Here is a 23,334-nt window from a genome sequence, read left to right as displayed (position 1 = left end):
GCGTATCGGGGGAGACGTATGGGGGGCCATCGGCCGCGGGATTGGCATGTCCTTGACTTGGAGAAGGATCCGACGCCGGGTGATCCGCACCGGGTGCGGTCGCTGGCGAAGAACCTCCACGACTTCGCCGACGATGTCGGCCGGGTGTTGCGGGACATCAAGGGGATGGCGGGCGACGAGGCCATCCTGAAGTGGGTGGGCAAGACCGCGGACGCGTTCACGGAGAAGTTCGAGGACGCGCCGGACAAGCTGAAGAAGCTCAAGAAGAGCTACGAGATGGCCGGTGACGCGCTCTCCGCGTACTGGCCCGACCTGGAGCGCGCCCAGACCCTGGCGGACAAGGCACTGGTCAAGGGCCGTGAGGCGCAGGCCGATCTCACCTCCGCCAAGTCCCGTCTCACCTCGGCGGACTCCTGGGTGGACAAGGCGGGCAAGGAAGCCGACAACGCCGCCACGACGACGATGGCGGCGAGGCACCTCCTGGACCGACCGCAACGGCGGCTGGTACCGCTTCACGTACGACGAGCAGGACCGCTGCGTCGCGGGTGAGGGCGCCGACGGCCGTCTCTCCTGCACCGTCGCGTACGACACCGCGAACCGCGAGACGCGCTACACGGACTCGCTCGGCCGCACCACCACCTACCGGCACAACGAGCTGCGCCAGCTCGTGTCCGAGACGGACCCGCTCGGGCACACCACGTACTCGGAATGGGACCGTTACGACCGGTTGCTGTCGCGCACGGACCGGCTCGGGCGGACGACCCGCTACCAGTACGACGAGCACGGCGTGCCGACCCGCGTCCAGCGCCCCGACGGCCGACAGAGCGTCGCGGAGCTCGACGAGCACGGCAGGCCCGCGACGGTGACCGAGCCGGACGGTGCCGTCTGGCGCATGGAGCACGACTCCGCAGGCCGTCTCACGGCGGAGACCGACCCGACCGGGGCCCGGATCTCCTACGGGTACGACGAGGCCGGTGGCATCTCCACGATCACCGACGCCACGGGGCGCGCGACCCTGGTGGAGACCGACGCGGCCGGGCTGCCCGTCGCGACGACCGACGCCGAGGGCGCGACGACGCGGTACGAACGGGACGCCTTCGGCAGGCTGGTCGCGCAGACCGGCCCGGACGGCTCCCGCACCGCCTTCGCGTGGACGCCCGAGGGCAGGCTCGCCCTGCGCACCCTGCCCGACGGCAGCACGGAACGGCGGACCTACGACGGCGAGGGCAACCTCGTCGAGTACGAGGACACCGTCGGCCGCGTGACCCGCTTCGAGTACGGCACGTTCGACCTGCTGGAAAAGCGGATCGAGCCGGACGGATCGTGCCTGCGCTTCGCCTACGACGGCGAGCTGCGGGTCACGTCGGTGACCAACCAACTCGGAGCCACCTGGACCTACTCCTACGACGATGCCGGGCGGCTCACCCACGAGCGGGACTTCGAGGGCCGTACGCGGAGCTACCGCCACGACGCGGCCGGGCAGCTCGTCGCGCAGACGAACGGCGCGGGTGAGACCACCGAGTACGTGCGGGACCTGCTCGGCAAGATCCTGGAACAGCGGGCTCCCGAGGGCGTCACGAGCTACGAGCACGACCCGATGGGCAACCTTCGCGTGGTGCGCGGCGAGCACGGGGAGGTCGCGTACGAACGCGACGCCCTCGGCCGGGTCCTGGCCGAGACCTGCAACGGCGCGACCGTGCGCTCGGCCTACGACGCGCTGGGCAGGCGCACGCGCCGGGTGACGCCGTCGAACGCCGAGAGCAGCTGGGAGTACGACGGCCGCGACCGGCCCGTCCTGCTCAGGACCGCGGGCCGGTCGGTCAGCTTCGGCTACGACGAGTCCGGCCGCGAGATCGAGCGCCGGGCGGGCGCGGCCGTGCTCAGCCAGGGCTGGGACGCGAACGGCAGGCTGAGTTCCCAGACGGTGACCGCGGGACTCTCGCCGAACGCGCCCGAGCGGCGCCGGGTACAGGAGCGGACGTACCGCTACCGGTCGGACGGCACGGTCCACGCGATCCACGACCTGGTCGGCGGCGACCGCACCATCGACGTCGACGGCACCGGACGGATCACCGGCGTACGGGCCGACACCTGGTCGGAGCGGTACGCCTACGACGCGGCGGGGAACGTGACGTCCGGCGAGTGGCCCGGGGCGCAGGCGGCCACCTCTTCCGGGAGCACGCCCGGTGGCGCGGGCAGGCCCGGCGGCGTCCGCTACGACTTCGACGCCCAGGGCCGCGTGGTGCGGCGGCGAAGGAAGCGGCTCTCCCGGAAGGCCGACGTCTGGCACTACACGTGGGACAGCCAGGACCGCCTGGTCGGCGTGGTCACACCGGACGGGGCGAAGTGGACGTATCTGTACGATCCGTTCGGCCGGCGCATCGCGAAGCGGCGGCTCGCCGCCGACGGCGAGACCGTCGTGGAGGAGGTGCGGTTCGCCTGGGACGGCTTCGTGATCGCGGAGCAGGTCAGGTGGTCCGTCGACGAGCCGCTCCGATGCACGACGTGGGACTGGGAGAGGGACCGCTTCAGCCCGGTCACGCAGGTCGAGCGCGTCGCCGGGGCCGGGGATCGCCCCGACGCGGAGCAGGAGTGGATCGACGAGGAGTTCTACTCGATCGTCACCGACGTGGTGGGTGCGCCCGCGGAGCTGTGCGACGAGCAGGGCGAGCTGGCGTGGCGCTCCCGGGCCACGGTGTGGGGTGCGCCCCTGGACGACGAGGCGTCCGGTGACCGCGCGTACTGCCCGCTCCGGCTGCCCGGTCAGTACCACGATCCCGAGTCGGCGCTGCACTACAACTACCAGCGTCACTACGATCCGGAGACGGGCCGGTACGTATCCCTGGACCCGCTCGATCTCGCCCCGGGGCCGAACCCGCGCGCGTACGCGTCGAATCCCTTCACGGGGGTGGACCCGCTGGGTCTGGCGCCGGACTGCGAGCGCGCCCTGCAGGCCGCTCGCGACCGGGCCGATCTCGAACAGGCCAGGCCGGGCGCCAGCAAGCAGACCAGGCCGACGAGCACGGCGGGTCTCACGGTGCCGGGGCATCAGGGGACGTTCAGCGGCGCGAGCCTCAAGGGCGGCGGAAACCACAGCCTGCACCCGGACGTGCAGGCCGCCTACGACAGGGTTCCGGCGGAGCTGCGCCCGGTGGGCAACCAGCACGGCCGGTGCGGTGAGGCGGAGGCCCTCTCGAACGCCATGAACGCCGGGCACGATCCGCGCGGCGGCGTGAGCGCGGCGGTGGACGTACGCGCGGCGGGCAATCCCAAACACGGTGTGCCGAAGGCGCCCTGTTCGTCATGTCAGCATGTGCTCGACCAATTCGGAATCACGGCGGTGACCTAGAGATGAGTGAAGAGTCCGGCGGGCGTTGGTCCGCGGAGACCGATCGGGTGCTGCGGGCGGCGGGCTGGCACCCCGGGCGATCCGTTCCCACGGCCGAGTGGGAGAAGACCCTGCACGAGCACGGCGGCTTCGAGATCCACGAGGCGGCGCGGCTCTTCCTCGCCGAATTCGGCGGATTGGCGAGCGAGGAGCGGGGCCCGGGACGGACGATGGCCCGCATGGGCTTCCGGCTCGACCCCCTCGCGGCCGAATGGGACGACGAAATCTTCGACGTGCTCAGCGAGGAAGCCGGGGCATATCTGTATCCCGTCGGCGAGGCCGACCGCCGGAACACCTACCTGGGCATCGCGCCGGACGGCAGGTTCTACGTCGGCATGGACAGCGTCACGCTGTTCGCCGAGACCGGCGACGAGGCACTGGAGAAACTCATCGAGGGCATTCGGTGAATCGCCGCTGAGGGGTGGCCCGGGGCGCCGTGACGGCATGCGCCCCGGGCCACCCCCGCGATATCCGTCCTCGGTCAGCGGCGGTTCAACGCCCGCTTGACCTTCTTGCCCGAAGCCGACTCGTCCAGCGTCTTCCACAGCTTCGACGAGCTCAGGGAGGTGTACACGCCCGGCGCGCCCTGCGCCCCGCAGCCGTCGCCGTACGAGACGACGCCGATCAGGATGGGGGCCTCGCGGCCGGGGACCTTGCGGAAGATGGGCCCGCCGCTGTCGCCCTGGCAGGAGTCCTTCGTCTCCACGCCCGCGCAGAAGTTGACCTTCGAGTCGTACTCCTTGTAGCTCGTCCCGCACTCCGCGTGGGAGAGGATCGGGACCCTCACCTGGCGCAGGCGGTCAGGGGTGTGGGTCAGCTCCGTGTCCGTGTTGCCCCAGCCCGCGACCGTCGCCTTCTGGCCCGGGCGGATCAGCGCGTCGGTGCCCTGCGTGGGGAGCGCGACGGGGGAGATGCCGCGGACCGGCTTCTCCAGCCGCAGGAAGGCGACGTCGTACGCCTCCTTGCCCTTGAGGTAGCGCGGGTGCACGACCACGCCGCCCTTGGCGATGTTGCGTATCTGGCCCTGGCGGGAGGACAGGACCGTACGGCCCACCGCCACCTGCAGCGTCTTCGGCTTGACCGGCTTGCCCGCGTCGTCGACCAGGCAGTGGGCCGCCGTCACCGCCGTGTCGGGGGTGACCAGGCTCGCGCCGCAGAACTGGCGGTCGAGCGCGCTGCCCGAGCCCTTCGACAGGACGGCCGTCATGAACGGGTACGCGTCGTTGGAGACTTCGGTGCCGCCGATGATCGCGTGCGCCGCGGGGGCGGAGGTGGCGACCATCGCCAGGGCCGCGCCGGTCGCGGCGAGACCGGCGGCGACGGAGGACTTGCGTGTGGGGGTTCTCAGGGAGGTGCTCAAGGGGTTTTTCATGGGGGGTTGGCTTCTCTTTCGTGCGTCCGTGTGGCAGACATTGCGGAATCACTCGGCGCGTGAAAGGTCCGGACCAGAATGCGGTGTCAGTAGCCGTCAGCAGCCGTGAACTGCCCTGCATTATTTAGCCGTTCAACCATCTCGTACGGTTCCCTCGCGCCGAAAAGAGAGAGGGGGAATGTGCGGGGCGGGTTCATTCCCCGCCGCCCTCGAATTCCTCCGCGTACAACTTCCGCAATACGGGGGACAGTTCCGGCACCCGCGCGCCCGCCGCCTGCGCCGCCGCGAGAGCCCGTACGTACGCCACCGCCTCCTCGCGCAGCGCCCGCTTCTCGTCGCCCTGCCGACTGCCTGCCAGCCACGTCACGATCGCCAGCGGGATGAGCGCCCCTGCCAGGTAGCCGACCGGGGCGTCCTGCGTGTACCCCCACGCGATCCCGATCCCGCCCGCGAACAGGAGGATCCACCCCAACTCGTCGTGCCAGCCGCCTTCGTTCGCCCTTGCCTCGTATTGGGATACAGCATCCGTTTTAATCGGAATTGGGGTGTTGGGGTCAGAGTGCGGGGTTTCTGCGATGCTCGGAGCCTCTATCACCTCCACCGTCTCCGCCGTCTCCAGCGCCCCCACCGCCTCGTACGAGGGAATCGGCGCCACACCGCGCCCCGTCCCGCCCCCCTCCCCGCTGTCCGAACGCCCCACCAGCCAGTCCGGCACATGCGTCACCGGCGCCCCATGCGCCTGTGCGACCCCGAGCACCTCGCGGTAGCCCGACAGGAGCGGGTGCAGCAACTCCCGCTTCCAGCGCCGCCACACGAGGGCCCAGAGCCAGACCGTCAGACAGAGGAGGAGGGCCGCCGGGCCGAACCGGGCCGCCGGGGGCTGGTCCGCCAGGGCGGGGACCGCCGGGGAGAGCAGGGGCCAGCAGACGCCCGCGACGACCGCCAGTCCGCCGAGCCAGCCGGGGGCGCTGTTCCCCGCCCCGCGGACCGCCTTCCTGCGCTCCCTCAGGAGGTCCGCCGTCGCCGCGTCGTCCGTGTAGTCGAAGCCGCGCCGGGCGCCGATGTCCCGTACGGCGTTAAGAAGTCGCGGATCCGCGGCCAGAGTTGCGTGGGTTATGGGGAGGAGTGCGGGGTGTTCCGTGGGGGTTCCCATGGCGGCGTCGTGTCCCTTCGCGGGTGCGGCGGAAAGTGGTGCATGAGGGTGGAACCGGCCGGGCCCCCTGGGGCGTCCCCCTTGGGGCTGACGGATCATGGCACAGGGCACGGCACGGGGCATGGCGCGCGGGACCGCACGGGGCGTCGCGCGGATTCCGAGCCCACCGCCCGGACTTCGCGTACGCACACATAAGCCACCTCCCGAGATCCGGGAACGGCACCGGGAGCTGCGGCGGAACCGTAGAGCACGGATTGCGCGTGGATAACGATGACAGCTGTGAGGTTCGCGATCTTTAACGCGCCTTGAGGGGCTTATGTGCTGCTGATACGGTGCGATGACTTGACACGGGACCTGTGGCTGAATAGCCGGTCCGAGACCGGGTGAGAAACCCGCGAGTGTCATGGATGACGAAATTTGACCGAATCTTCTTGGGTGTGCGGGGAGCAGTTGCGTGAAGATCCAGGAGCGTACGGGGGCGGGCAACAACCGTTCCGCCGCGCCGGCTCAGCCAGCGGTCGGTGAGCGCCTTCCCGCGCCGCCTCGCGAGCGCAAACCGGCACTTGCCGCACTGGCCGTCCTCCTCATCCTCGTCGGAGCCCTCGGCGCCACCGTGCTCGTGCTGCGCGCCGGTGACCGGATCGAGGTCGTCCGGGTGACCGAGCCGATCGCCGCGGGCGAAGCCGCCGTCGAAGGCAAGAACATCACCGGAGTGATGGTCGCCGAGGACGGTGCCATCAACTACGTGAAGTGGGAGCAGCGCGGCGTCCTGTCGAAGCTGAAGGCGAAGAGCGACATCCCCAAGGGGGCCGTCGCCGTCGGTGAGATGTTCGCCAAGAAGACGGGGCTGCCCGCGGGCAAGGCCTCCGTCGGTCTCTCCCTCAAGGAGGGCCAGTACCCCTCCGACATCAAGGTCGGCGACACCGTCTCCGTCTTCCCCGTCGTCTCGGGCACCTCGACCGGCAAGGGTTCGAGCAGCGGCAGCGGCTCCACGAGCGGCACGCCCCTGGTCGCCGACGCCAAGGTGAACACCATCGCGGCCAAGAGCGACGCCACCGTGAGCACCGGCAACCTCAACATCACCCTCGTCGTCCCGCAGGAGGAGGTCGCGGCTCTGGCCAGCGCGGCGTCCGAGGGCAAGGCCGTCGTCGCCCGCGTCTCCGACGACGACAACTAGAGGCGAGTAAAAGAGACATGGCGCTCATCGCTCTCGCCGCCGACAAGGGTTCGCCCGGCGTCACCACCGCAGCTGTCGCGCTCGCCGCCGTCTGGCCGCGCCGCGTCCTCGTGGCGGAGACCGACCCGGCAGGCGGCGACCTGGTCTACCGCAGTGCCGCCGCGCACGGCGGCCCGCTCAACCCCAACACCGGCATGCTCTCCATAGCGGCCACCGCCCGCCGTGGCCTCGTGCCCGACCAACTCTGGGACCACACCCAGCCGTTGAGCGGCGGGCTCGAAGTGCTCGTCGGGCTCGGCATCGCCGAGCAGGCCGCGGGCCTCGCCGGGCTCTGGCCCACCCTCGGCCGCGCCTTCGCGCAGCTCGCCGACTCCCCGCACGCGCCCGCCGACGTCATAGCGGACTGCGGCCGGATCAGCGGCGACGGCCCGGCCGTCGAGCTGTTCCCGCACGCGGCGCTCGTGCTGCTCGTCTCGCGCACCGAGCCCGAGGCCATCGCGCGCGTCCGCGACCGCGCCGCGGCCCTCGCCACCAAGCTGCACGGCGGCCCGCGCGGCGCGGCGTCCCTGGCACAGCCCCTCATCGGCGTACTCCTGATCGCGGACCCGGCGACCTCCGCCAAGCTCGTCCACCAGGTCAACGACATGCTGATGGCCGCGCAGACCGGCGCACGCGTCGTGGGCACCCTCGCCGACGACCCCGCGGGCGCCGACCAGCTGGCCGGACGCCGCCGCGGCAGGCTCGACAAGTCGCTGCTCATCCGCTCCGCGCGCAAGGTGACCGTCGACCTTTACCAGCAGTACGGCGCCGCCTGGACCAACCCCGTCGCGCAGCAGCCCGGGACGGGCCGATGAGCGCACCCGTCGATCACCAGCTCGTCAAGCGGTTCCGGCAGGACGCCGGTGACCGCATCGCCGAGCAGCGCCGCCTCGACCAGATCTCCGGCGTCACCCCGATGTCGGGCGAGGACGAGCGGCATTACGCCCGGGCCGTCATCGCGCAGATCCTCGAGGAGTACGCGCGCACGGAGATCAACGCCGGGCGCACCCCCCTCGACGCGGAGACCGAGGAGCAGTACGCGGCCGCCGTGCACGCCGCGCTCTTCGGCGTCGGGCGGCTCCAGCCGCTGCTCGACGACCCCGAGGTCGAGAACATCGACATCAACGGCTACGACCAGGTCTTCGTCGGATACGCCGACGGCCGCGAGACCAAGGCCGACCCGGTCGCCGAGACCGACGAGGAACTCGTCGAGCTCATCCAGGTGCTCGGTGCGTACTCGGGCCTGTCGTCCCGCCCCTTCGACTCCGCGAACCCGCAGCTCGACCTGCGGCTGCCCGACGGCTCGCGTCTGTCGGCGGTCATGGACGTCACCCGCCGCCCCGCGCTCTCCATCCGACGCGCCCGCATGGGCAAGGTCTTCATGTCGGACCTCGTCGGGAACGGCACGGTGACGCCGGAGATCGGGCACTTCATGGCCTGCGCGGTCCGGGCCCGCAAGAACATCATGATCGCGGGCGCGACGAACGCGGGAAAGACGACGCTGCTGCGCGCCCTGGCGAACGAGATCCCGCCGCACGAGCGCCTGGTGACGGTCGAGCGCGCCCTCGAACTCGGCCTCGACACCTACGCGGACCTGCACCCGAACGTCGTCGCCTTCGAGGAGCGCCTGCCCAACTCCGAGGGCCAGGGCGAGATCTCGATGGCGGAACTGGTCCGCAGGTCCCTGCGCATGAACCCGTCCCGCGTCATCGTCGGTGAGGTGCTCGGCGACGAGATCGTGACCATGCTGAACGCGATGTCGCAGGGCAACGACGGCTCGCTCTCCACGATCCACGCCAACAGCTCAAGCGAGGTGTTCAACCGCATCTCGACGTACGCGCTGCAGGCATCGGAACGCCTCCCCATCGAGGCGAGCCAGATGCTCGTCGCGGGAGCGGTCAACTTCGTCGTCTTCATCCAGCGGCGCAACAACTACCAGTCCGGCGGCAAGCTCCAGCGCATGGTGACCTCGGTCCGCGAGGTCAACGGCGTCGACGGCCGCGTCCTGTCCAGCGAGGTCTTCGCGGAGGCCCCCGACGGACGGGTCGTCGCGCACGCGCCGATCGCCTGCATGGACGACCTGGCCGCGTTCGGCTACCGCCCCGCCGGGCAATGGGGGTGAGCACGACATGAACTCACTGGGCTCCATGGGCGGCGTCTTCTCGCTGCCCGTCCTGTACGCACTGGGCTGCGGCGTCGCCGCCGGCGGCGGCCTCGCGCTGCTCGCCGTCGCCGTCCGCGGCCTCCCGGCCAAGCCCGCGCACGAGAAGCACCGGGCGAGCGAGCGCGCGAGCGAACTGGTCCGCTTCGTGGGCCGACGCGGCTCCGCGGCCATCGGCGTGGGCCTGGTCGTCCTGCTCCTCACCCGCTGGGCGGTGGCGGGCATCGCGTCCGGCATCCTCGTCTTCTTCTGGGACAAGCTGTTCGGCGGAGCGGCCGAGGAGCGCGCCCAGATGAAGCGCGTCGAGGCCCTCGCCGCCTGGACGGAGTCGCTGCGCGACACCATCGCGGGCGCGGTCGGCCTGGAACAGGCGATCCCCGCGTCCGCGCGGGCCGCCGCCCCGGTGCTCCGCCCCCACCTCGACGCGCTCGTGGACCGCCTCCGCGCGCGCACCCCGCTGCCCGAGGCCCTCCAGGTCCTCGCCGACGAGATCGACGACGCCTCGGCGGACATCATCGTCGCGGCCCTGATCCTCAACGCCAAGCTGCGCGGCCCCGGCCTGCGCCAGGTCCTCGGCGCGCTCGCCAAGTCGGCGCGCGAAGAGGTCGACATGCGCCAGCGCGTGATGGCGCAGCGCGCCTCCACCCGCCGCTCGGTGCAGATCGTGGTCGCCGTCTCCATCGCCTTCGTGCTCGGCCTGTCCATCTTCAACCGCGAGTTCGTCGAGCCGTACGGCACGCCCGTCGGCCAGCTCGTGCTCGCCATGGTCTGCGCGCTGTTCGCCCTGGGCTTCTGGTGGCTGCGGAAGCTGTCGACGGTGGAGACGCCGGACCGCTTCCTGGTCAAGGACGAGCCGGGCGTGCAGTTCGTACGCCCGCGTGGCCCCGAGCAGGCCCCGCAGTTCGGCCACCCGGGCCCCGCCCAGCAGTCCCTGCCCGGCTACTCCAACCCGTCCGAGGGGGTACGTCGATGAGCCTGACGATGCCGGTACTGATCGGCGCGATCCTCGGCCTCGGCATCTTCGCCCTCGTCCGCGCCCTGATGCCGTCGAAGCGCAGCGCGGTCGCGACCGTCGCCCGCATCGACGCGATGCGGGCGCGCGGCGCGGCGTACGAGTCGCAGCGCGCCACGACGGACACGGAGAGCCCCGGCCGCTTCGGCACGATGCGCGGCCGCGTGGGCCAGCGGGTCGCCGAGTTCTACCTCCAGCAGGGCTGGGAGCAGCGGTCGCTCCGGGCCGACCTGGCGGTCCTCGACCGCAGCTGGGAGAAGTTCCTGGCGACGAAGGTGCTGCTCGCCGCGGCGGGCGTGTTCTTCGGCCCGTTCCTCTTCGCCATCGTCTGGACGCTCGGCGTCGGCCGCAGCCCGATCATCCCGGTGTGGCTCGCGCTGATGTTCGGCGCGCTCTTCTTCTTCCTGCCGGACCTGGAAGTACGCAGGGACGCGGCAGAAAAGCGGCGCGACCTGCGCCGCGTCATCGGCGCCTATCTGGACCTGGTGTCGATGAGCCTCGCGGGCGGCCGTGGCCTCCCCGAGGCGCTCATGGCGGCGGCGGAAGTCTCCGACGGATGGGCGACGCAACGCATCCGAAGCGCTCTGGCCGATGCCCGCATCACCGGCGTCAGCCAGTGGCAGGCCCTCGGCTCGCTCGGCGAGGAACTGGGCGTCGAAGAGCTGAAGGACCTGTCGGCGTCCCTGGCGCTGGTGGCGGACGACGGCGCGAAGGTGCGCGAGTCCCTCGCCTCCCGCGCGGAGACGATGCGACACCGCGAACTGGCCGAGATCGAGGGCAGTGCGGGCGAGAAATCCCAGTCGATGCTGGTCGCGCAGCTGCTTCTGTGCGCGGGCTTCCTGGTCTTCCTCATCTTCCCGGCGGCGATGCGCGTGTTCCAGGTCTAGCGACAGCGGCCCTACGACGACAGCGGCCCTACGACGACGGTGCCGGAGCAAACGGGGCCCGGCACTACTCCCCCCCCCACCAAACCGAGAGGACTACTCATCATGAACGGACGGAACTTCAGCCACCCGGCTGTGGACTTCCTCGTGACCTTCCTGAAGGGCCGCGTGCAGCGCGCCCGCTCCGGCGAGCTGGACCGCGGTGCGTCCGCGGTCGAGTGGGTCATCATCTCGGCGGTCGTCGTGGCGATCGTGGGCGTCGTGGCCGCGGTCATCAACGCGGCGCTGAAGGGCGGCGCGGACAAGGTCAGCGACTGCATCAAGGGCGCGGACGCGGGCAGCACCTGCTGACGCCCGACTTCTCACTGTTCTGACTGCTCTCAGTGTTCACAGCATCGTGAAAGGCGACGGGGTTCGAGTGCGGGGATCGCGGGGATCGCGGAGATTGCGCGGATTCGTACGCCGCAGGGTGGAGGCCGCCTCCACCCGCGGCGAATCCGGCATGACCGCGATCGAGTTCGTGCTGCTCACCCCGGTGCTGTTCTTCATGATCTTCGCGACGGTGCAGTTCGCGCTGTACTTCTTCGCGGACCACGTCGCCCAGGCGGCGGCGCAGGCGGGCGCGCGCAAGGCCCGCGCCACGGCCGACGAGAACGCGGGCGGCTGGCGGGGCGAGGCACGTGACGTGGCCGACGCGTACATCCGCCAGCTCGGCCCCAAGCTGGTGCTCGGCCCGGACGTGAAGACGATCCAGCCGAAGCAGAACACGGTCGGCGTGGAGATCACGGCGCGGGTTCCCTCGGTCTTCCCGGGGCTCGACCTGGACGTGCACGCGGAGTCGTCGGGGCCGGTGGAACGTTTCGTGGAGGACAACGGCTGATGCGGAACTCCCGCCCGGCGGCAGCGGTCCGCTGCCTCCGCGACGACCGGGGCCTCTCCACCGTCGAAGTGGTGATCCTCGCCCCGGTGATGATCCTCTTCATCCTGGTCCTGGTGGCCTTCGGCCAGCTCGTCGACGGCCGCGGAGCCATCGACGGCGCGGCGCGCGACGCCGCACGCGCGGGGTCCATCCAGAAGGAACACGGCACGGCGATGGCGGAAGCCCGCAACGCGGCGCGGGCGGACCTGGCCGACGTCTGCTCGGGCCCGGTCTCGGTCGTCCAGAAGAGCGAGGGATTCGACGAGACGGTCGACCCGTTCTTCACCGTCGAAGTCAGCTGTGAGGTCCGGGGACTCGCCATGCTCGGCCTGGACATCCCGACGACGCTGGAGGCCACCTTCAGCTCGCCGCTGGACCCGTACCGGAGGTCGGCGTGAACAGCGACTCTGTCGTATCCGTACGCTCCCTAAGCTCCCTGAGCTCCGTACGCGACTGGATCGCGTCCCGCCGAGCCCGCCTCGACGACCGGGGCTCGGGCGCGGGCGCGGTCATCATCTTCGCGATCGTCTTCCTGTCGCTCTCGGCCTTCGTCATCGACGGCGGCCTCTCCATCTCCAAGCGGGAACGCGCCGCGGACATCGCGGAACAGGCCGCGCGGTACGCCGCGCAGGACCTGGACCTCGAAGGCATCTACGAGGGCGTGAAGGGCGCGCCCATCAACTTCGAGAACTGCGACGCGCGGGTGGCGGCGTACGTGGCGGAGGCGGGCCTCAAGGGCGCGGACGTCTCCAACACCCACTGCGTGACGGCGAACCCGCAGCAGGTCGAGGTCGAGGTCCAGATGACCTACAGCCCGGTGTTCACCGGCATGTTCTACGGCGGGGACGTGACGGTGAAGGGGCGCGCGGTGGCGGAGAACGAGGTCGGCTGAGGCACCCCGCCCACCACCCCACGATCCGCACACCGGCCCGACGCCCCGTCCGTCAGCCCGACTCATCCGACTTTCACTCCGCCGTGGCTCGATCCGGCGGTGACCTCCGTACGCAGGGACCGGTTTATCTGCTGTCGCCCTAGCCGGAGGTATATGCCCATGCGTACGAGACTGCCGTCCCCACTCGTCGCTGTCGCGTCGGCCGCGCTGCTGTTGTCCGGGTGTGGTGGGGAGGCGACCAGTGGATCCGACGTGATCGAGGGCGCGGCGTCCGAGGGGGCAGCCGCTCCGTCGGTGTCGGCGTCAGCCGATGGCATCAAGCGGCCTGCCGTCAGGTTGCCCGGTGACATGAAGAACACCTTCGAGGGCCGGAAGACCGGGGACGCCGTGAAGGATGCGGTGCTTGCCGACACCGAGCGACGCATCGGCACCATCGACCAGGCGATCAGCAGCGGCGACATGAAGCACTCGGGGCTGGCCTTCTACTCGGCTGACGAGGCGCTCAGTTCTGCCTACCGCTACACCAAGGCGTTTCTGGACAGGGCCGACACCTGGACCGGCACGGTGCGTTACTTCGACCGTGAGGTGACGTATCTGAAGGGCGGAACGGCGACCTGTACGTACTGCGTCGACGAGAGCAAGGCCTTCGTCAAGGACCGCAAGTCCGGAAAGGTCGAGCGCAACGAGGCGTCCTCCCGCTCCTTCGTCGCCTACGAGACCGACCTGGTGCGGAACGGCGCCGGTGTCTGGCAGACCACTTCGGTGAAGGCGGAACGAGGGGCGGCCGCGTGTCGGCCATGACTCCGTGTTGCACGGTGGCGGCGATGTGCCTGGCCGTGCTGATCGCGTCACCGCTGCATGCCCGCGCGGATTTCAGCGATCCGGCCCCCGAGACCCATGACGCCTCGGCTCGGACGGCTGGGCAGAGCATCGTCTCGAAGGTCGCCTTCACGGTCAACGGGGCCGCAGAGAGCAAGAGCGCCGGAACCTTGACCCCCACCACCACGTGGACCCCGCCGCCTTGTTGGTACGAGCCCTATTGGAAGGCCCGTGACTTCAAGAAGTTCATGGAGGCCAAGTGGCGCATGCACGCCGCTGCCGGAGGCGACGGCGCGGAACTCGCCTCCGACAGGGCACGCCTGCACGGTGGACACCCGTACAAGGACTTCAACGTCGCCAAGAACGCCGATGGCATGTGGTGGATCGCGATCGACAACACCATGCGCGCCGGGGACGCCACCGCCACGGAGTGCACACGCGATCCCTTCTGGGTCGACAAGGGCGACGTTCCGGATGTCCCTCTGGCCATCAGTCCGGAGACGCTCGCAGGCCTCGCCTACCAGGAGACGGAGGTGCCGGGCACCGATGTGTCCATGGCTCCTGAGGGCGGTACGAAGGTCGGCCTGCCGACCTGGATCTGGCTGGACCGGGCCGAGTTCAGGACGGTCTCGGCCACCGCGAGGCTGCCCGAGGCCGGTCTCTGGGCGACGGCCACGGCGAAGCCGGTGAGCCTTCGGGTCGACCCCGGTACGAGTGAGGCCGAAACCTATCCGGCATCGGGGGAGTGCGCCATCGAGGGGCGTTCCATCGGTGAGCCCTACGCCCGGGGCAAGGCTCGCGAGATCCCGCCCTGCGGGGTCCGGTACCTCCGCTCCTCGGGTGACGTGTCGTACGAACTCGGGGCCACCCTCACCTGGCGGATGTCGTGGAAGGGCTCCGGCGGCACGTCCGGGGATCTGCCGAACGGTGTCTTCGGAGCAGGGCGGGCCGTTGCCGTGCAGGAGATCCAGTCCGTCAACCGCTAACCACCACGCACGAACGGAGCGTACGTACCTGATGGCCGCCACATTGCAGGTCGACGGTGACGAACTGGACCGCTTCATGCGGCTTCTGAACAGGTCGACCACGTCTCTCAAGGGGCTCCGCAAAGCCCTCACCGACGTCACCACCAGCGGACTCGGGACCGACGACCTGGACCGGGCCTGCGAGGAGTTCCAGGACGAGTGGAAGTACGGGACGGAGCAGATCGGCAAGCAGACCGAGGACCTCGCAAAGATCATCGGTAAGAGTAAGGACAGTTACCGCGAGGTCGACAAAGCACTGGAAGAAGCCATGAAGAAGGCGGAAGCGAAGGCGAGGGGCAGGAGCAGCAACGGCGGGCCTGGAAAGAGAAGTGCGAAGTGACCTCCCCGGACATCCCGAACCCGGACTGTCCCGATCTCGGCTTCAACCCGGCTCCCGGCGATCCGGACTCGGTGAAGGCACTGCACAAGAAGCTGACCAACTGCGCCGAAGCCCTCGACGACACCCACGAAGTCGTGACGAAGCTGATGGACGGCAGCTACTGGGCGGGTGACGCGGCGGTCGCCTTCCGTGAGCAGTTGGAAGACGGGCGACTGCCGAAGGACCTGCGGAACGCGGCGAGATCTCTGTCCAAGGCCGCCGGGCAGCTGCATCGCTGGCACGGCGAGCTCGAAGGCTTCCAGACCCGTGCGAAACGTCTGAACGGCGAGGCGAAGGACGCGCGGCGCGCCCTGGAGAAGGCGCAGGGAACTGCCGACACCGCGAGCAAGGACCCCGGTCTCGACGAGGAGGGCGGCCGACAAGACGACGCGAAGAACGCCCTGAAGCGAGCCAACTCACGGGTGGACGATGCCCAGGCGGAGCTGGACCGGGTTCTGGGCAAGGCGCGGGACCTTGCACACGAGCATGAAGAGAAGGCCGGGCGCCGTGCGGGCAAGATCCGTGATGCGACGGACAAGCTGGCCCCGCACGAGCCGGGTTGGTTCGACACTGCGATGGACTGGGTCGAGGAGAACCTTCCCGACATCCTCGCGGCAGTCGCCGGTGTCATCGGGCTCGTGGCGATCATCTTCGCGGGACCGCTCGGGGCAGCGATGGTGGCCGCGCTGTTGTTGGCGTCATCCGCTCTGAGCGCAGGTGCACTGGGGGCGAGGCTCACCGACGCCGAGGTGCGCGCGTCGCTGTGGGACGGACTCACAAAAGGTGAGCTGGATGCCGACTTCTTGAGCAATGTGGTGTCCGTAGGAGCGGACGTGGCCGGACTGCTCCCGGCACTGGGGGCTGTCGTAAAGGGCGGAAGGGAGGCGGTGCATGCGGTGCGAACCACTACCGAAGTGATGAGCCCGGGGCAGAAGATGGCCGCCTTTGGGACCAACACCCTGAACCAGGCGCAAACGATTTCCGGAATGAAGAATCCACTGATCGAGCGCATGGTGCGTGCTGCCAGTGATCCTGAGAAGGCAGCTGTAAGAGTCTCTGCCACCTCAAGCGCTGTAGGCGTGGGTACCGGAAGCTTTGGTCTGGTCGACAGCCTGGTGGATTCGGAGAACGACGGAATCAAGGACGGTGCCGTCGCCGGGATCGACGGGGCACGGCTCGGGCTCGACAACGGCGGAATCCTGAATCTGGCCCGCCATGCCTTTTTCTGACCGTCTGCGCGGAAAGAGCGCTTCTGTGAACCCTTCTGACTACGCCACCGCCTGGGACCACCCACAGACCCGCCGCGCATGGGGTCGGCACATGGCCCTGAACGTGCTGGGGCTCATCGGCTGGATCGGCGGCTGGGTCGTGCTTCTCGGCATCTCCACCCACACGCCCGACTGGGTGGTGTGGATCTTCATGCCGTACTTCATCTACGGGTCCTATCGAGTGGTGGTTCAGGCGCGCTACTTCCCGGCTGCTCTGCGGATGCTGCGCATCCTGCGTACCTACCCCTGGCAGGTCCTGCGCGGCGTCCCGAACGGCCTGGCCAAGCACCCCGACGTGCTGGGCAGCCAATACGGATGGTTCGAGCTGCCCAACCCCGCTTCTCCCGGACAGCAGCTGCCGTTGGTGTTCGGTCAGCATCTGCGCATGGAGTGGTGGAGCCGCCGCATGGCCCCACGTGCCAGGCCCGCGCTGAAGGCGCAGATCGAGGTGGTGTGGTTCGCCGGCGATCCCCGCTTCATCGGACTCATCGCCGCCCCCACCTCCGACGGTCGGGGTCCACGACGCCTCCAGGTTCTGCAGCAGCAGATGGGGACGGACGGAGGGCGCCGCGACTTCGCTGAGTGGGGTGCCACTCCCGAGGACATCGAACGTGGCCGACGCGTCGGCATCCACCCCGCTCGACCCTGATCCGCACCGGGAAGAGGCACTCTTCGTGAGCACCCCCTACTCTGCCTACTCCTTCACGCTCCACGAGTCCGCCATGAACCCGCACGCCGACATCTGGTTCGCCGAACCCCCGGGCTTCACCGCGATCCCTCTCCAGGCCCTGCTGGCCCCGGAAGGCTCCCCGGCCCACGATGAGCTGCGTGCCGCCCTCGGACCGCTGCTGGAATCGGCGCCGGATGACCGGTGCCGGCAGCTGCTCATCGGCCGATTCACGGCTGGGCAGCAGCTGTTGGCAGCTCTCAGTGAGGTCGGCACCGTCCACTGTTCGATCGGGCTGCATCGCGACGACGGAGGCGACGGTGCCGAGTCCGAGTCCGGGTACTGCGGCGGGGGAGTCGAGGGGCAGGCTCTGCTCTCCCTCTTCACGGTCTCCTGGCGGGACATCGCCGTCGCCCCGCCCGCCGTCACCGCCGCCCGCGCCGTCACCTCCGGCGAGCAGTCCCCGCACGTCCATATCGAGTACCTCGATGACTTGCTCTGCGGTCCGGCCACCCTCAGCGAGACCGTTCGTACACCGGCAGGCAGCAGTGGGCTGCCGCAGTGGCCCCTTCTCCAGGTGCACGCTCACCTTCCGCACCCCGGGGGCAAACGGCTGGCCGTTCTCACGCTGAGTACGACGGCGATGCACCGGCGTGAGTCGTACCGCCGGCTGCTTCGTCAGGTCGTCGAGATGGTCAGCTTCGAGAGCCCGGTAGCAGCTTCGAGCGATACCTAGAGCGCGACCGTAGCGGCTACTTCCCGTCCCCCTTGCCCTTCCCGCCCTTTCCACTCGCTCCTTCCTTCGTTTTCTCCTTCACCGCATCGTTGATCTTCTTCGTCAGGTCGTCCTCGAGCTTCTTGAACTCGCGGACCACCGCGTCGGACAGGTCGGCGAGCTGGTCCAGTTGCTGGCCGATGTCCTCGCGGCCGTCCTCCCAGTTGGACTCGAAGTCGTCCAGGGAGTCGTAGACGCCGCCGTCGCCGATGTCGTCCTTGTAGGACTCGAAGGTCTTCTTCGTACGGTTCATGCGGGTCTTGATGGAGCGCAGCCTGCTGCCGTAGTCCTCGAGGTCGGTGAGCGGGATCGAGAGGTCGCTTTTGCCCTTGCTGCCCATTTCTGACTCTCCTTCCTGAGTTGGTCAGTGCCATTCATCGGGGTTGAGTTCGGCTGTCACGTAGCCGTTCCCCGTTCCTACGGTCAGGTCCGGCCCGCGTAGCCTGCGCGCGATCCGCTCCCCGTCGAAGTCCCTGAACTCGAAGATGAAATGTTCGGAGGTCGCGGGGCGGTCGAGGGGGAAGCCGTCGAGGTCTGTCGTCGCGTTCGTCCGGTCCGCCGCTTGGCAGAGGACCGATACGAGTACGGGGAACAGTTCCTCTTCGAGTGAGAGGAGGGGATCCGCTTCGTGGATGACGCCCGTAATGCCGACGCCGCCCGTGACCGCGCCGCACAGGTCGTCCAGGCAGTCCACCAGGGCGTCCCAGTTCCGGCCGTAGTAGCCGGGGAACTGGAGGGTCTCCGCGAAGGTGCGGTGGATGGCCTGTTCGGTCAGGAGGTCGGGATCCGCGGTGAAGTGGTAGACATGGCCGCCCTTTGATTCCAAGGCGGACAGCTGTTGTTGGACCTCGGCCGTTTCCCGGGGGACGAAGAGCACCCAGGGGGTCGAGGTTCCCGTGACGTCGAAGCCGGTCACTCCGGGGACCCGGCCGCTTCGCCCCACAGCGTCACCTCGATCTCCGAGGGCCGGTCGTCGTGCTCTTCCAGGTCCACCTGGAGTACGTAGCTCAGCGACTCCGTGGCGGCCACGAAGCCGTTTCCGTCCGCCACGGCGAGGGGCTCCGAGGAGTCGGCGACCCATTGCGGGGGCGCGTACGCGATGCCCATGGAGCGGTAGTTGCCGAAAAGGATCAGGAGGCGGGATTCGGAAGCCGGTGCCGCCGGGAGTGAGAGGGGGGGATGGGCGCCGACCGGGTGGGTCCAGGTCCTGAGGCCGGATTTCTGGGGGATGAAGATGAGTTGTCCCTCGGGAGGGAGGCCCTGTGTCGAGATCCATTCCTGTACGAGGGAATCCGACTCGTCGAGCGACAGCCACGAGAGCGACTCGGTGTCCCCGCCCAGGGATTCGAAATTCCGTAGGAGTTCCTGGCGGGCAGTATTTCCCTCGCGCTCCCGCAATTTGCGGCGCAAGGCATCCGCGGTACTCAAATCGGTCTCCTGAATTTCGCGGCGACTACTCATAATCGATCTTCACCTTCTGGTTCACCACACGATAGCGCCCGTGGTTGTCCATCCGCAGGGGCTCCTTCGCGGGCCCCGCTTCCCAGTGCGGGCCGTGATCGGCCACGTCGTCGAGGGTGTTGTCGGTCACCAGCATGGTGCGTTTGCCGCCGCCCGGTCCCGGCACCTCATAGACGTACTGGTATCCGGAATCCGTCTTGATGGATTTGACCGGCTGCTGGCTGGTGGGAATGCCCGCCTTGCGCATGGCGTCGCGGCGCCCCTGGCGCTGGTTCGGCAGGGCGTCGGTCGTGCACGATTTGGGCGCCAGGCCGAGTGGGTCGGACCAGATGTGCGGATTGTGGACGTAGATTTCCGGGTTGGGGCCCGGGTCGAGTCTCAGGGGATCGCTCGTCAGATATCGGGCGGTCTCAGGGTCGTAGTAGCGGAAGTAGTTGTAGTGAAGTCCCGCTTCTGGGTCGAAATACTGGCCCGGGAAACGCAAGGGTGTGTACGCCGTGCTGTTCGCTGGCCATGCGGTCGTGCCCCAGAGCGTGCCGCGGGCGCGCCATGCGACAGCGCCCGATTCGTCGACGAGTTCGGTGGGCGTTCCGACGAGGTCGGTGACGATCGCGAAGAAGCGGGAGTCGACCTCGTCGCGGGACAGACCGCCGGTCGGCAGGATCCGTTCCGTCTGGGTGATGGGGTGGGCCCCCTCGTGGTCCCAGGTGAGACTCACCGGACGCGGCAGCGTCCCGGACGTCGTCGTCTGTTCGCAGAGCGTCGTGCCGTCCCAGGTGAAATCGGTCCGCTCGGCCACGGTCTCGCCGTCGGGCTCGAGCCGCTGTTTCGAGACGCGTCGCCCGAGCGGGTCGTACGTGTAGCGCCAGCGCGTGCCGTCCGGGGTCGTGACCGCGGTGAGACGGTCCTCGGCATCCCAGGTGTACCGCCACGTCTCCGGCTTCCGGGACAGCCTGACCTTCTGCCGCAGGACGACGCGGCCGAGCGCGTCGTGTTCGTAGCGGGTCCGGCCCGCGCGCGTGAGGCGTGTCCCCGCGTAGTCCCGCGCGCCTGTGGACTCGTGGCCGGGGTGGTTGGCGGGCCAGTCGGCCTGTGTCTGGTTGCCCGCGGAGTCGTAGGCGTACGTCTCCGTCCAGTTCCAGGCGTGCACGGCCGTCACCCGGCCCGCCGGGTCGAGTTCGAAGCTGCGGCCGCCGGAGAGCTGGTCATCGAGGCCGGTGAGGGCCCCGTCGGAGCGGTAGGCGTAGGCGCGGTACTGGATCGAGCTGCCGTCCGGCGCGGTCACCGTCTGCGCGGTGAGCCGCCCCACCTCGTCGAAGGCGCGTGCCAGAGCGACACCAGCACCGGCGGAAGCAGCGACGCCGGAAGCGGCACCCGCACCGATCCGCCGCCCCACCTCACGCCCCGACACATCCCGCTCGAAGTCGACGGTACGGCCCGACACGGTGAGCCGCGTCCGGTTGCCCGCCGCGTCCAGCTCCCAGCTGCTGGTCGCCCCGGTGGGCGTGGTGCGTCCCGTACGACGGCCCGCCTCGTCGTACGCGTACGTGAGCGAGCGGCCGTCGACCGTCTCGGCGAGCAGGCGTCCGGAACGGTCCCGCTCCAGGGTGAGTCGGCAGTCGGGCCCGGTCGCTTCGACCAGGTTGCCGAACAGGTCGTGGGCGAAGGTGGCGACCGCCCCGCCGGACTCCTTGCGGACGAGCCGGTCCAGCACGTCGTAGGCGAACGAGATCGGCTCGCCGAGGGCGTTCGTACGGGAGACCAGACGACCGGCATCGTCGTAGGCGTAGGCCAGCGTGCGTCCGTCGAAGTCCGTCTCCGCGATCAGGCGCCCGGCGGCATCGTGCTCGTAACTCCACGACAGGCCCTGCGGGTTGCCGACCCGGGTGAGGCGCAGGGACGCGTCGTAGTCGAAGTGGTGGCGGGTCCCGTCGGCGCCGACGCGGGCGGCGAGCAGATCGAAGTGCGTGTACTCGAAGGTGGAGACCTGGCCCAACTGGTCGGTGTGGCTGAGGCAGTTGCCCTCGCCGTCGTAGGTCCAGAACTGCACCGCGCCGTCCGGTGCGGTGTGCCGCACGAGCAGGCCTTCCGTCGACCACGCGAGGCCGGTGGTGCGGCCCAGGGGGTCGGTCAGGGATGTCGGCCGTCCCAGCGCGTCGCGCACCCAGGCCGTGACGGCGCCCATGGGGTCCTTGACCTGGATCGGCAGACCCGCGGGGTCGCACCGCACCGAGGTCGTGTGGCCTGCCTCGTCGGTGACCGACAGCGGGTGTCCCGCCGGGGTGTAGGCGTTGTGGACGGCCACTCCGGACGGCTCGGTGATCGAGGTGCAGTTGCCCCGCTCGTCGTACGCGTACCGCCAGTCGGTGCCGTCGGGCAGGTCGATGACGGTCTTGAGGTTCAGGTCGTTGTAGGCGACGCGGATGACGGCGCCGTCGGGCCGGGTCACCTCGGTCGGCTGGCCCAAGTCGTTGTTGACGAAGGCCGTGGTGTGCCCGAGCTGGTCCGTCGTCGCGGCGACGTGGTGCAGCGCGTCGTACGCGGTGGTGACCGTGGCTCCGAGCGGGTCGGTCTCGGCGACGACCAGGCAGTGCTCGTTCACGAGGAAGCGCGAGGTGGCGCCGTCGGCCGTGGTGACCTCGGTGACACGGCAGTCGGGCCGGGCGGGGTCGCTCACGTCGTAGCGGAAGGTGTGGGCCATGTGCCCGGCCATGCCCTGCTGCGCGACGCAGCGGTCCTGCTCGTCGTAGACGTAGGTGTAGCGGCTGTTGTTCGTGTCCTCCCAGGCGGTGAGGCGCAGCCGCTCGTCGTAGGTGAAGCGGGTCGGCAGGCCGGAGGAGTTGGTGACGGTGGTGAGGTTGCCGTCGGTGTAGCCGTACCGCTTGATGACGAGGTCGTCGCCGTCGTCCGCTGCTCCGGCCAGGCTCAGGGTAGTGACGCGTGCGTCCTCGACGGTCAGCTTCACGTAGTAGCCGCCGCTGTGGAGGATCGCCCGGGGGGTGCCTTCGGTGTCGTAATCGAAGTCGATGGTGTTGCGGTTGCGGTCCGAGATCGTGGTCAGCAGGGCGACGCCGTCGTCCTGGCCGGGCGCGGCGAAGCGGCGGGCCTGGCCGGTGACGGGGTCGGTGAGGCGGTAGCCGCCGTCGTTGAGGCGCTTGAGGGGCCAGCGCGGTCCGGACTCGGGCAGCACGGGCGTGTCCGGGTCTGTGGGATGCGGGTAGGCGAGGAGCATGCCGTCCTCGCTGACGAACACGACCCCTTCCTCGTCGACTTCGAGGCGCTGGTCGAGCGTGGAGGTCCAGGTCGGGCCGAACCAGCCGCCGGAGCGGTAGCCGGAGGCGACCCGGCGGGTGAGGTCCAGCGGGAGGGTGCCGGGCAGGGTGAGGTCGGTCTCGGCCAGGAACATCTGCCCGGTGGCGACGTCGACCGGGTCGCCACAGCCCTTAATCTTGCTCTTGACCCGGTTGTACGCGCCCTTCGCGCCGTCCTTGAGCGCGGTGCGGGCCGACTTGAAGCCCTTTAGCCCGCCCTTCAACCCCTTGAGGCCCTTGCCGAGTTTGGCCACGGTGGTGATGCCCTTCATACCGGGTACGCAGTCCAGTGCCGCGAACGCGACGTCCATCAGGCCTGCTTCGCCTTTTGCGTATTTACTCAGAGTGTCGGCGAGGACGATCGCCCCGGCCACGATGACGATCGCGGCGAGGATCGGCCCTCCCACGATCATCGCAATGATCCCGACGACGGCGACGACGACCTTGCAGACTTCGACGATGGTGTCCCAGTTGTCGGAGACCCAGTCGCCGACCTCTTCCCACCACTTGCGGTTCGGGATGCCCGCGTCGGACGCTTCGTCGATCTTCTTCTTCGCCGTCCCGGCGGCTTCCTCGCGCATCTTGCGGGCGTCGTCGGCCATCTTCTTCGCCGCGTCCAGCGCGCTCTGCGC

Annotated in this window: 23 protein-coding genes and 1 pseudogene; 18 read left to right on the top strand and 6 right to left on the bottom strand. The window is 69.5% G+C overall.

The genetic code is table 11. The features are described 5' to 3' along the window. Window positions 1-18: 18 nt before the first annotated feature. From AC068B_RS35810 to AC068B_RS35800, 3 genes and pseudogenes are all read left to right on the top strand, one after another. A pseudogene (locus AC068B_RS35810) lies at window positions 19-444 on the top strand (putative T7SS-secreted protein); the annotation flags it as partial. Continuing rightward, window positions 359-3,349, top strand: a complete 2,991-nt coding sequence (locus AC068B_RS35805; RefSeq protein WP_478675679.1) for an RHS repeat-associated core domain-containing protein — start codon at window positions 359-361, stop codon at window positions 3,347-3,349. The pseudogene AC068B_RS35810 and the gene AC068B_RS35805, both read left to right, overlap by 86 nt. A gap of 2 nt (window positions 3,350-3,351) precedes the next feature. Beyond that, window positions 3,352-3,795 (top strand): SUKH-3 domain-containing protein, encoded by a 444-nt coding sequence (locus AC068B_RS35800; protein WP_478675678.1) that lies wholly within the window; start codon window positions 3,352-3,354, stop codon window positions 3,793-3,795. Window positions 3,796-3,869: 74 nt separating this feature from the next. On the opposite strand, the gene AC068B_RS35795 is transcribed toward AC068B_RS35800, so the two are convergent. Continuing rightward, a complete protein-coding gene (locus AC068B_RS35795) occupies window positions 3,870-4,748 on the bottom strand; it encodes a S1 family peptidase (RefSeq protein WP_478675677.1) in 879 nt (292 codons plus the stop codon). 205 nt (window positions 4,749-4,953) lie between these two features. Beyond that, entirely contained in the window at window positions 4,954-5,913 is a 960-nt protein-coding gene (locus AC068B_RS35790; RefSeq protein WP_478675676.1) for a hypothetical protein, read from the bottom strand. A 454-nt stretch (window positions 5,914-6,367) separates the two neighbouring features. Between AC068B_RS35790 and AC068B_RS35785 the strand changes: the two genes are divergently transcribed. From AC068B_RS35785 to AC068B_RS35715, 15 genes are all read left to right on the top strand, one after another. Continuing rightward, window positions 6,368-7,090, top strand: coding sequence for a hypothetical protein (locus tag AC068B_RS35785; RefSeq protein ID WP_478675675.1), 723 nt, complete (start codon window positions 6,368-6,370; stop codon window positions 7,088-7,090). 17 nt (window positions 7,091-7,107) lie between these two features. Continuing rightward, window positions 7,108-7,944 carry a hypothetical protein gene (locus AC068B_RS35780; RefSeq protein ID WP_306335036.1) on the top strand — a complete coding sequence of 279 codons (837 nt, stop codon included), beginning with the start codon at window positions 7,108-7,110 and terminating at the stop codon, window positions 7,942-7,944. Next, entirely contained in the window at window positions 7,941-9,251 is a 1,311-nt protein-coding gene (locus AC068B_RS35775) for a CpaF family protein (protein ID WP_478675674.1), read from the top strand. Before AC068B_RS35780 ends, AC068B_RS35775 begins: the two co-directional genes overlap by 4 nt. A 7-nt stretch (window positions 9,252-9,258) precedes the next feature. Further along, entirely contained in the window at window positions 9,259-10,263 is a 1,005-nt protein-coding gene (locus AC068B_RS35770; RefSeq protein ID WP_478675673.1) for a type II secretion system F family protein, read from the top strand. Beyond that, window positions 10,260-11,189: a type II secretion system F family protein gene (locus tag AC068B_RS35765; RefSeq protein WP_478675672.1), complete on the top strand. Its 930-nt coding sequence runs from the start codon at window positions 10,260-10,262 to the stop codon at window positions 11,187-11,189. Before AC068B_RS35770 ends, AC068B_RS35765 begins: the two co-directional genes overlap by 4 nt. A gap of 102 nt (window positions 11,190-11,291) precedes the next feature. Further along, on the top strand, window positions 11,292-11,537 hold the full coding sequence (locus AC068B_RS35760; protein WP_055567411.1) for a hypothetical protein: 246 nt from the start codon (window positions 11,292-11,294) through the stop codon (window positions 11,535-11,537). Between the two features lie 46 nt (window positions 11,538-11,583). Next, window positions 11,584-12,066, top strand: a complete 483-nt coding sequence (locus AC068B_RS35755) for a TadE family protein (protein ID WP_478675671.1) — start codon at window positions 11,584-11,586, stop codon at window positions 12,064-12,066. Further along, entirely contained in the window at window positions 12,066-12,503 is a 438-nt protein-coding gene (locus AC068B_RS35750; protein ID WP_356251926.1) for a TadE/TadG family type IV pilus assembly protein, read from the top strand. The genes AC068B_RS35755 and AC068B_RS35750 overlap by 1 nt, the downstream gene beginning before the upstream one ends. Further along, a complete protein-coding gene (locus AC068B_RS35745) occupies window positions 12,500-12,997 on the top strand; it encodes a TadE/TadG family type IV pilus assembly protein (RefSeq protein WP_478675670.1) in 498 nt (165 codons plus the stop codon). Before AC068B_RS35750 ends, AC068B_RS35745 begins: the two co-directional genes overlap by 4 nt. Window positions 12,998-13,156: 159 nt before the next feature. Next, entirely contained in the window at window positions 13,157-13,798 is a 642-nt protein-coding gene (locus AC068B_RS35740) for a hypothetical protein (RefSeq protein ID WP_478675669.1), read from the top strand. Further along, a complete protein-coding gene (locus AC068B_RS35735; RefSeq protein WP_478675773.1) occupies window positions 13,795-14,802 on the top strand; it encodes a hypothetical protein in 1,008 nt (335 codons plus the stop codon). Before AC068B_RS35740 ends, AC068B_RS35735 begins: the two co-directional genes overlap by 4 nt. Before the next feature lie 31 nt (window positions 14,803-14,833). Further along, window positions 14,834-15,181 (top strand): hypothetical protein, encoded by a 348-nt coding sequence (locus AC068B_RS35730; RefSeq protein WP_478675668.1) that lies wholly within the window; start codon window positions 14,834-14,836, stop codon window positions 15,179-15,181. After that, the gene (locus AC068B_RS35725; protein ID WP_478675667.1) at window positions 15,178-16,449 is read left to right on the top strand and encodes a putative T7SS-secreted protein; all 1,272 of its coding nucleotides are present in this window, start codon (window positions 15,178-15,180) and stop codon (window positions 16,447-16,449) included. The genes AC068B_RS35730 and AC068B_RS35725 overlap by 4 nt, the downstream gene beginning before the upstream one ends. Before the next feature lie 25 nt (window positions 16,450-16,474). Further along, on the top strand, window positions 16,475-17,137 hold the full coding sequence (locus AC068B_RS35720) for a hypothetical protein (protein ID WP_478675666.1): 663 nt from the start codon (window positions 16,475-16,477) through the stop codon (window positions 17,135-17,137). 25 nt (window positions 17,138-17,162) lie between these two features. Continuing rightward, the gene (locus AC068B_RS35715; protein WP_478675665.1) at window positions 17,163-17,891 is read left to right on the top strand and encodes a hypothetical protein; all 729 of its coding nucleotides are present in this window, start codon (window positions 17,163-17,165) and stop codon (window positions 17,889-17,891) included. A 16-nt stretch (window positions 17,892-17,907) separates the two neighbouring features. On the opposite strand, the gene AC068B_RS35710 is transcribed toward AC068B_RS35715, so the two are convergent. From AC068B_RS35710 to AC068B_RS35695, 4 genes are all read right to left on the bottom strand, one after another. Then, window positions 17,908-18,270 (bottom strand): hypothetical protein, encoded by a 363-nt coding sequence (locus AC068B_RS35710; protein WP_478675664.1) that lies wholly within the window; start codon window positions 18,268-18,270, stop codon window positions 17,908-17,910. A 24-nt stretch (window positions 18,271-18,294) separates the two neighbouring features. Next, window positions 18,295-18,873 (bottom strand): barstar family protein, encoded by a 579-nt coding sequence (locus AC068B_RS35705; protein WP_478675663.1) that lies wholly within the window; start codon window positions 18,871-18,873, stop codon window positions 18,295-18,297. Beyond that, a complete protein-coding gene (locus AC068B_RS35700; RefSeq protein WP_478675662.1) occupies window positions 18,843-19,358 on the bottom strand; it encodes a hypothetical protein in 516 nt (171 codons plus the stop codon). Before AC068B_RS35700 ends, AC068B_RS35705 begins: the two co-directional genes overlap by 31 nt. A gap of 25 nt (window positions 19,359-19,383) precedes the next feature. Then, window positions 19,384-23,334 (bottom strand): DUF6531 domain-containing protein (locus AC068B_RS35695; RefSeq protein WP_478675661.1); only part of this gene is annotated, 3,951 nt, incomplete at its 5' end.

The organism is Streptomyces sp. NPDC042371, from assembly GCF_056437465.1.
Note: the sequence above shows the minus strand (reverse complement) of the source record. Positions and strands in the feature narration are given on the sequence as shown.

What these genes read in the sequence shown, in the direction of transcription:
- AC068B_RS35765 (WP_478675672.1), top strand. Translation starts at nt 10,260, where the DNA reads ATGAGCCTGACGATGCCGGTACTGATCGGCGCGATCCTCGGCCTCGGC.
- AC068B_RS35775 (WP_478675674.1), top strand. Translation starts at nt 7,941, where the DNA reads ATGAGCGCACCCGTCGATCACCAGCTCGTCAAGCGGTTCCGGCAGGAC.
- AC068B_RS35790 (WP_478675676.1), bottom strand. Translation starts at nt 5,913, where the DNA reads ATGGGAACCCCCACGGAACACCCCGCACTCCTCCCCATAACCCACGCA.
- AC068B_RS35780 (WP_306335036.1), top strand. Translation starts at nt 7,108, where the DNA reads ATGGCGCTCATCGCTCTCGCCGCCGACAAGGGTTCGCCCGGCGTCACC.
- AC068B_RS35740 (WP_478675669.1), top strand. Translation starts at nt 13,157, where the DNA reads ATGCGTACGAGACTGCCGTCCCCACTCGTCGCTGTCGCGTCGGCCGCG.
- AC068B_RS35710 (WP_478675664.1), bottom strand. Translation starts at nt 18,270, where the DNA reads ATGGGCAGCAAGGGCAAAAGCGACCTCTCGATCCCGCTCACCGACCTC.
- AC068B_RS35735 (WP_478675773.1), top strand. Translation starts at nt 13,795, where the DNA reads ATGACTCCGTGTTGCACGGTGGCGGCGATGTGCCTGGCCGTGCTGATC.
- AC068B_RS35770 (WP_478675673.1), top strand. Translation starts at nt 9,259, where the DNA reads ATGAACTCACTGGGCTCCATGGGCGGCGTCTTCTCGCTGCCCGTCCTG.
- AC068B_RS35750 (WP_356251926.1), top strand. Translation starts at nt 12,066, where the DNA reads ATGCGGAACTCCCGCCCGGCGGCAGCGGTCCGCTGCCTCCGCGACGAC.
- AC068B_RS35800 (WP_478675678.1), top strand. Translation starts at nt 3,352, where the DNA reads ATGAGTGAAGAGTCCGGCGGGCGTTGGTCCGCGGAGACCGATCGGGTG.
- AC068B_RS35760 (WP_055567411.1), top strand. Translation starts at nt 11,292, where the DNA reads ATGAACGGACGGAACTTCAGCCACCCGGCTGTGGACTTCCTCGTGACC.
- AC068B_RS35730 (WP_478675668.1), top strand. Translation starts at nt 14,834, where the DNA reads ATGGCCGCCACATTGCAGGTCGACGGTGACGAACTGGACCGCTTCATG.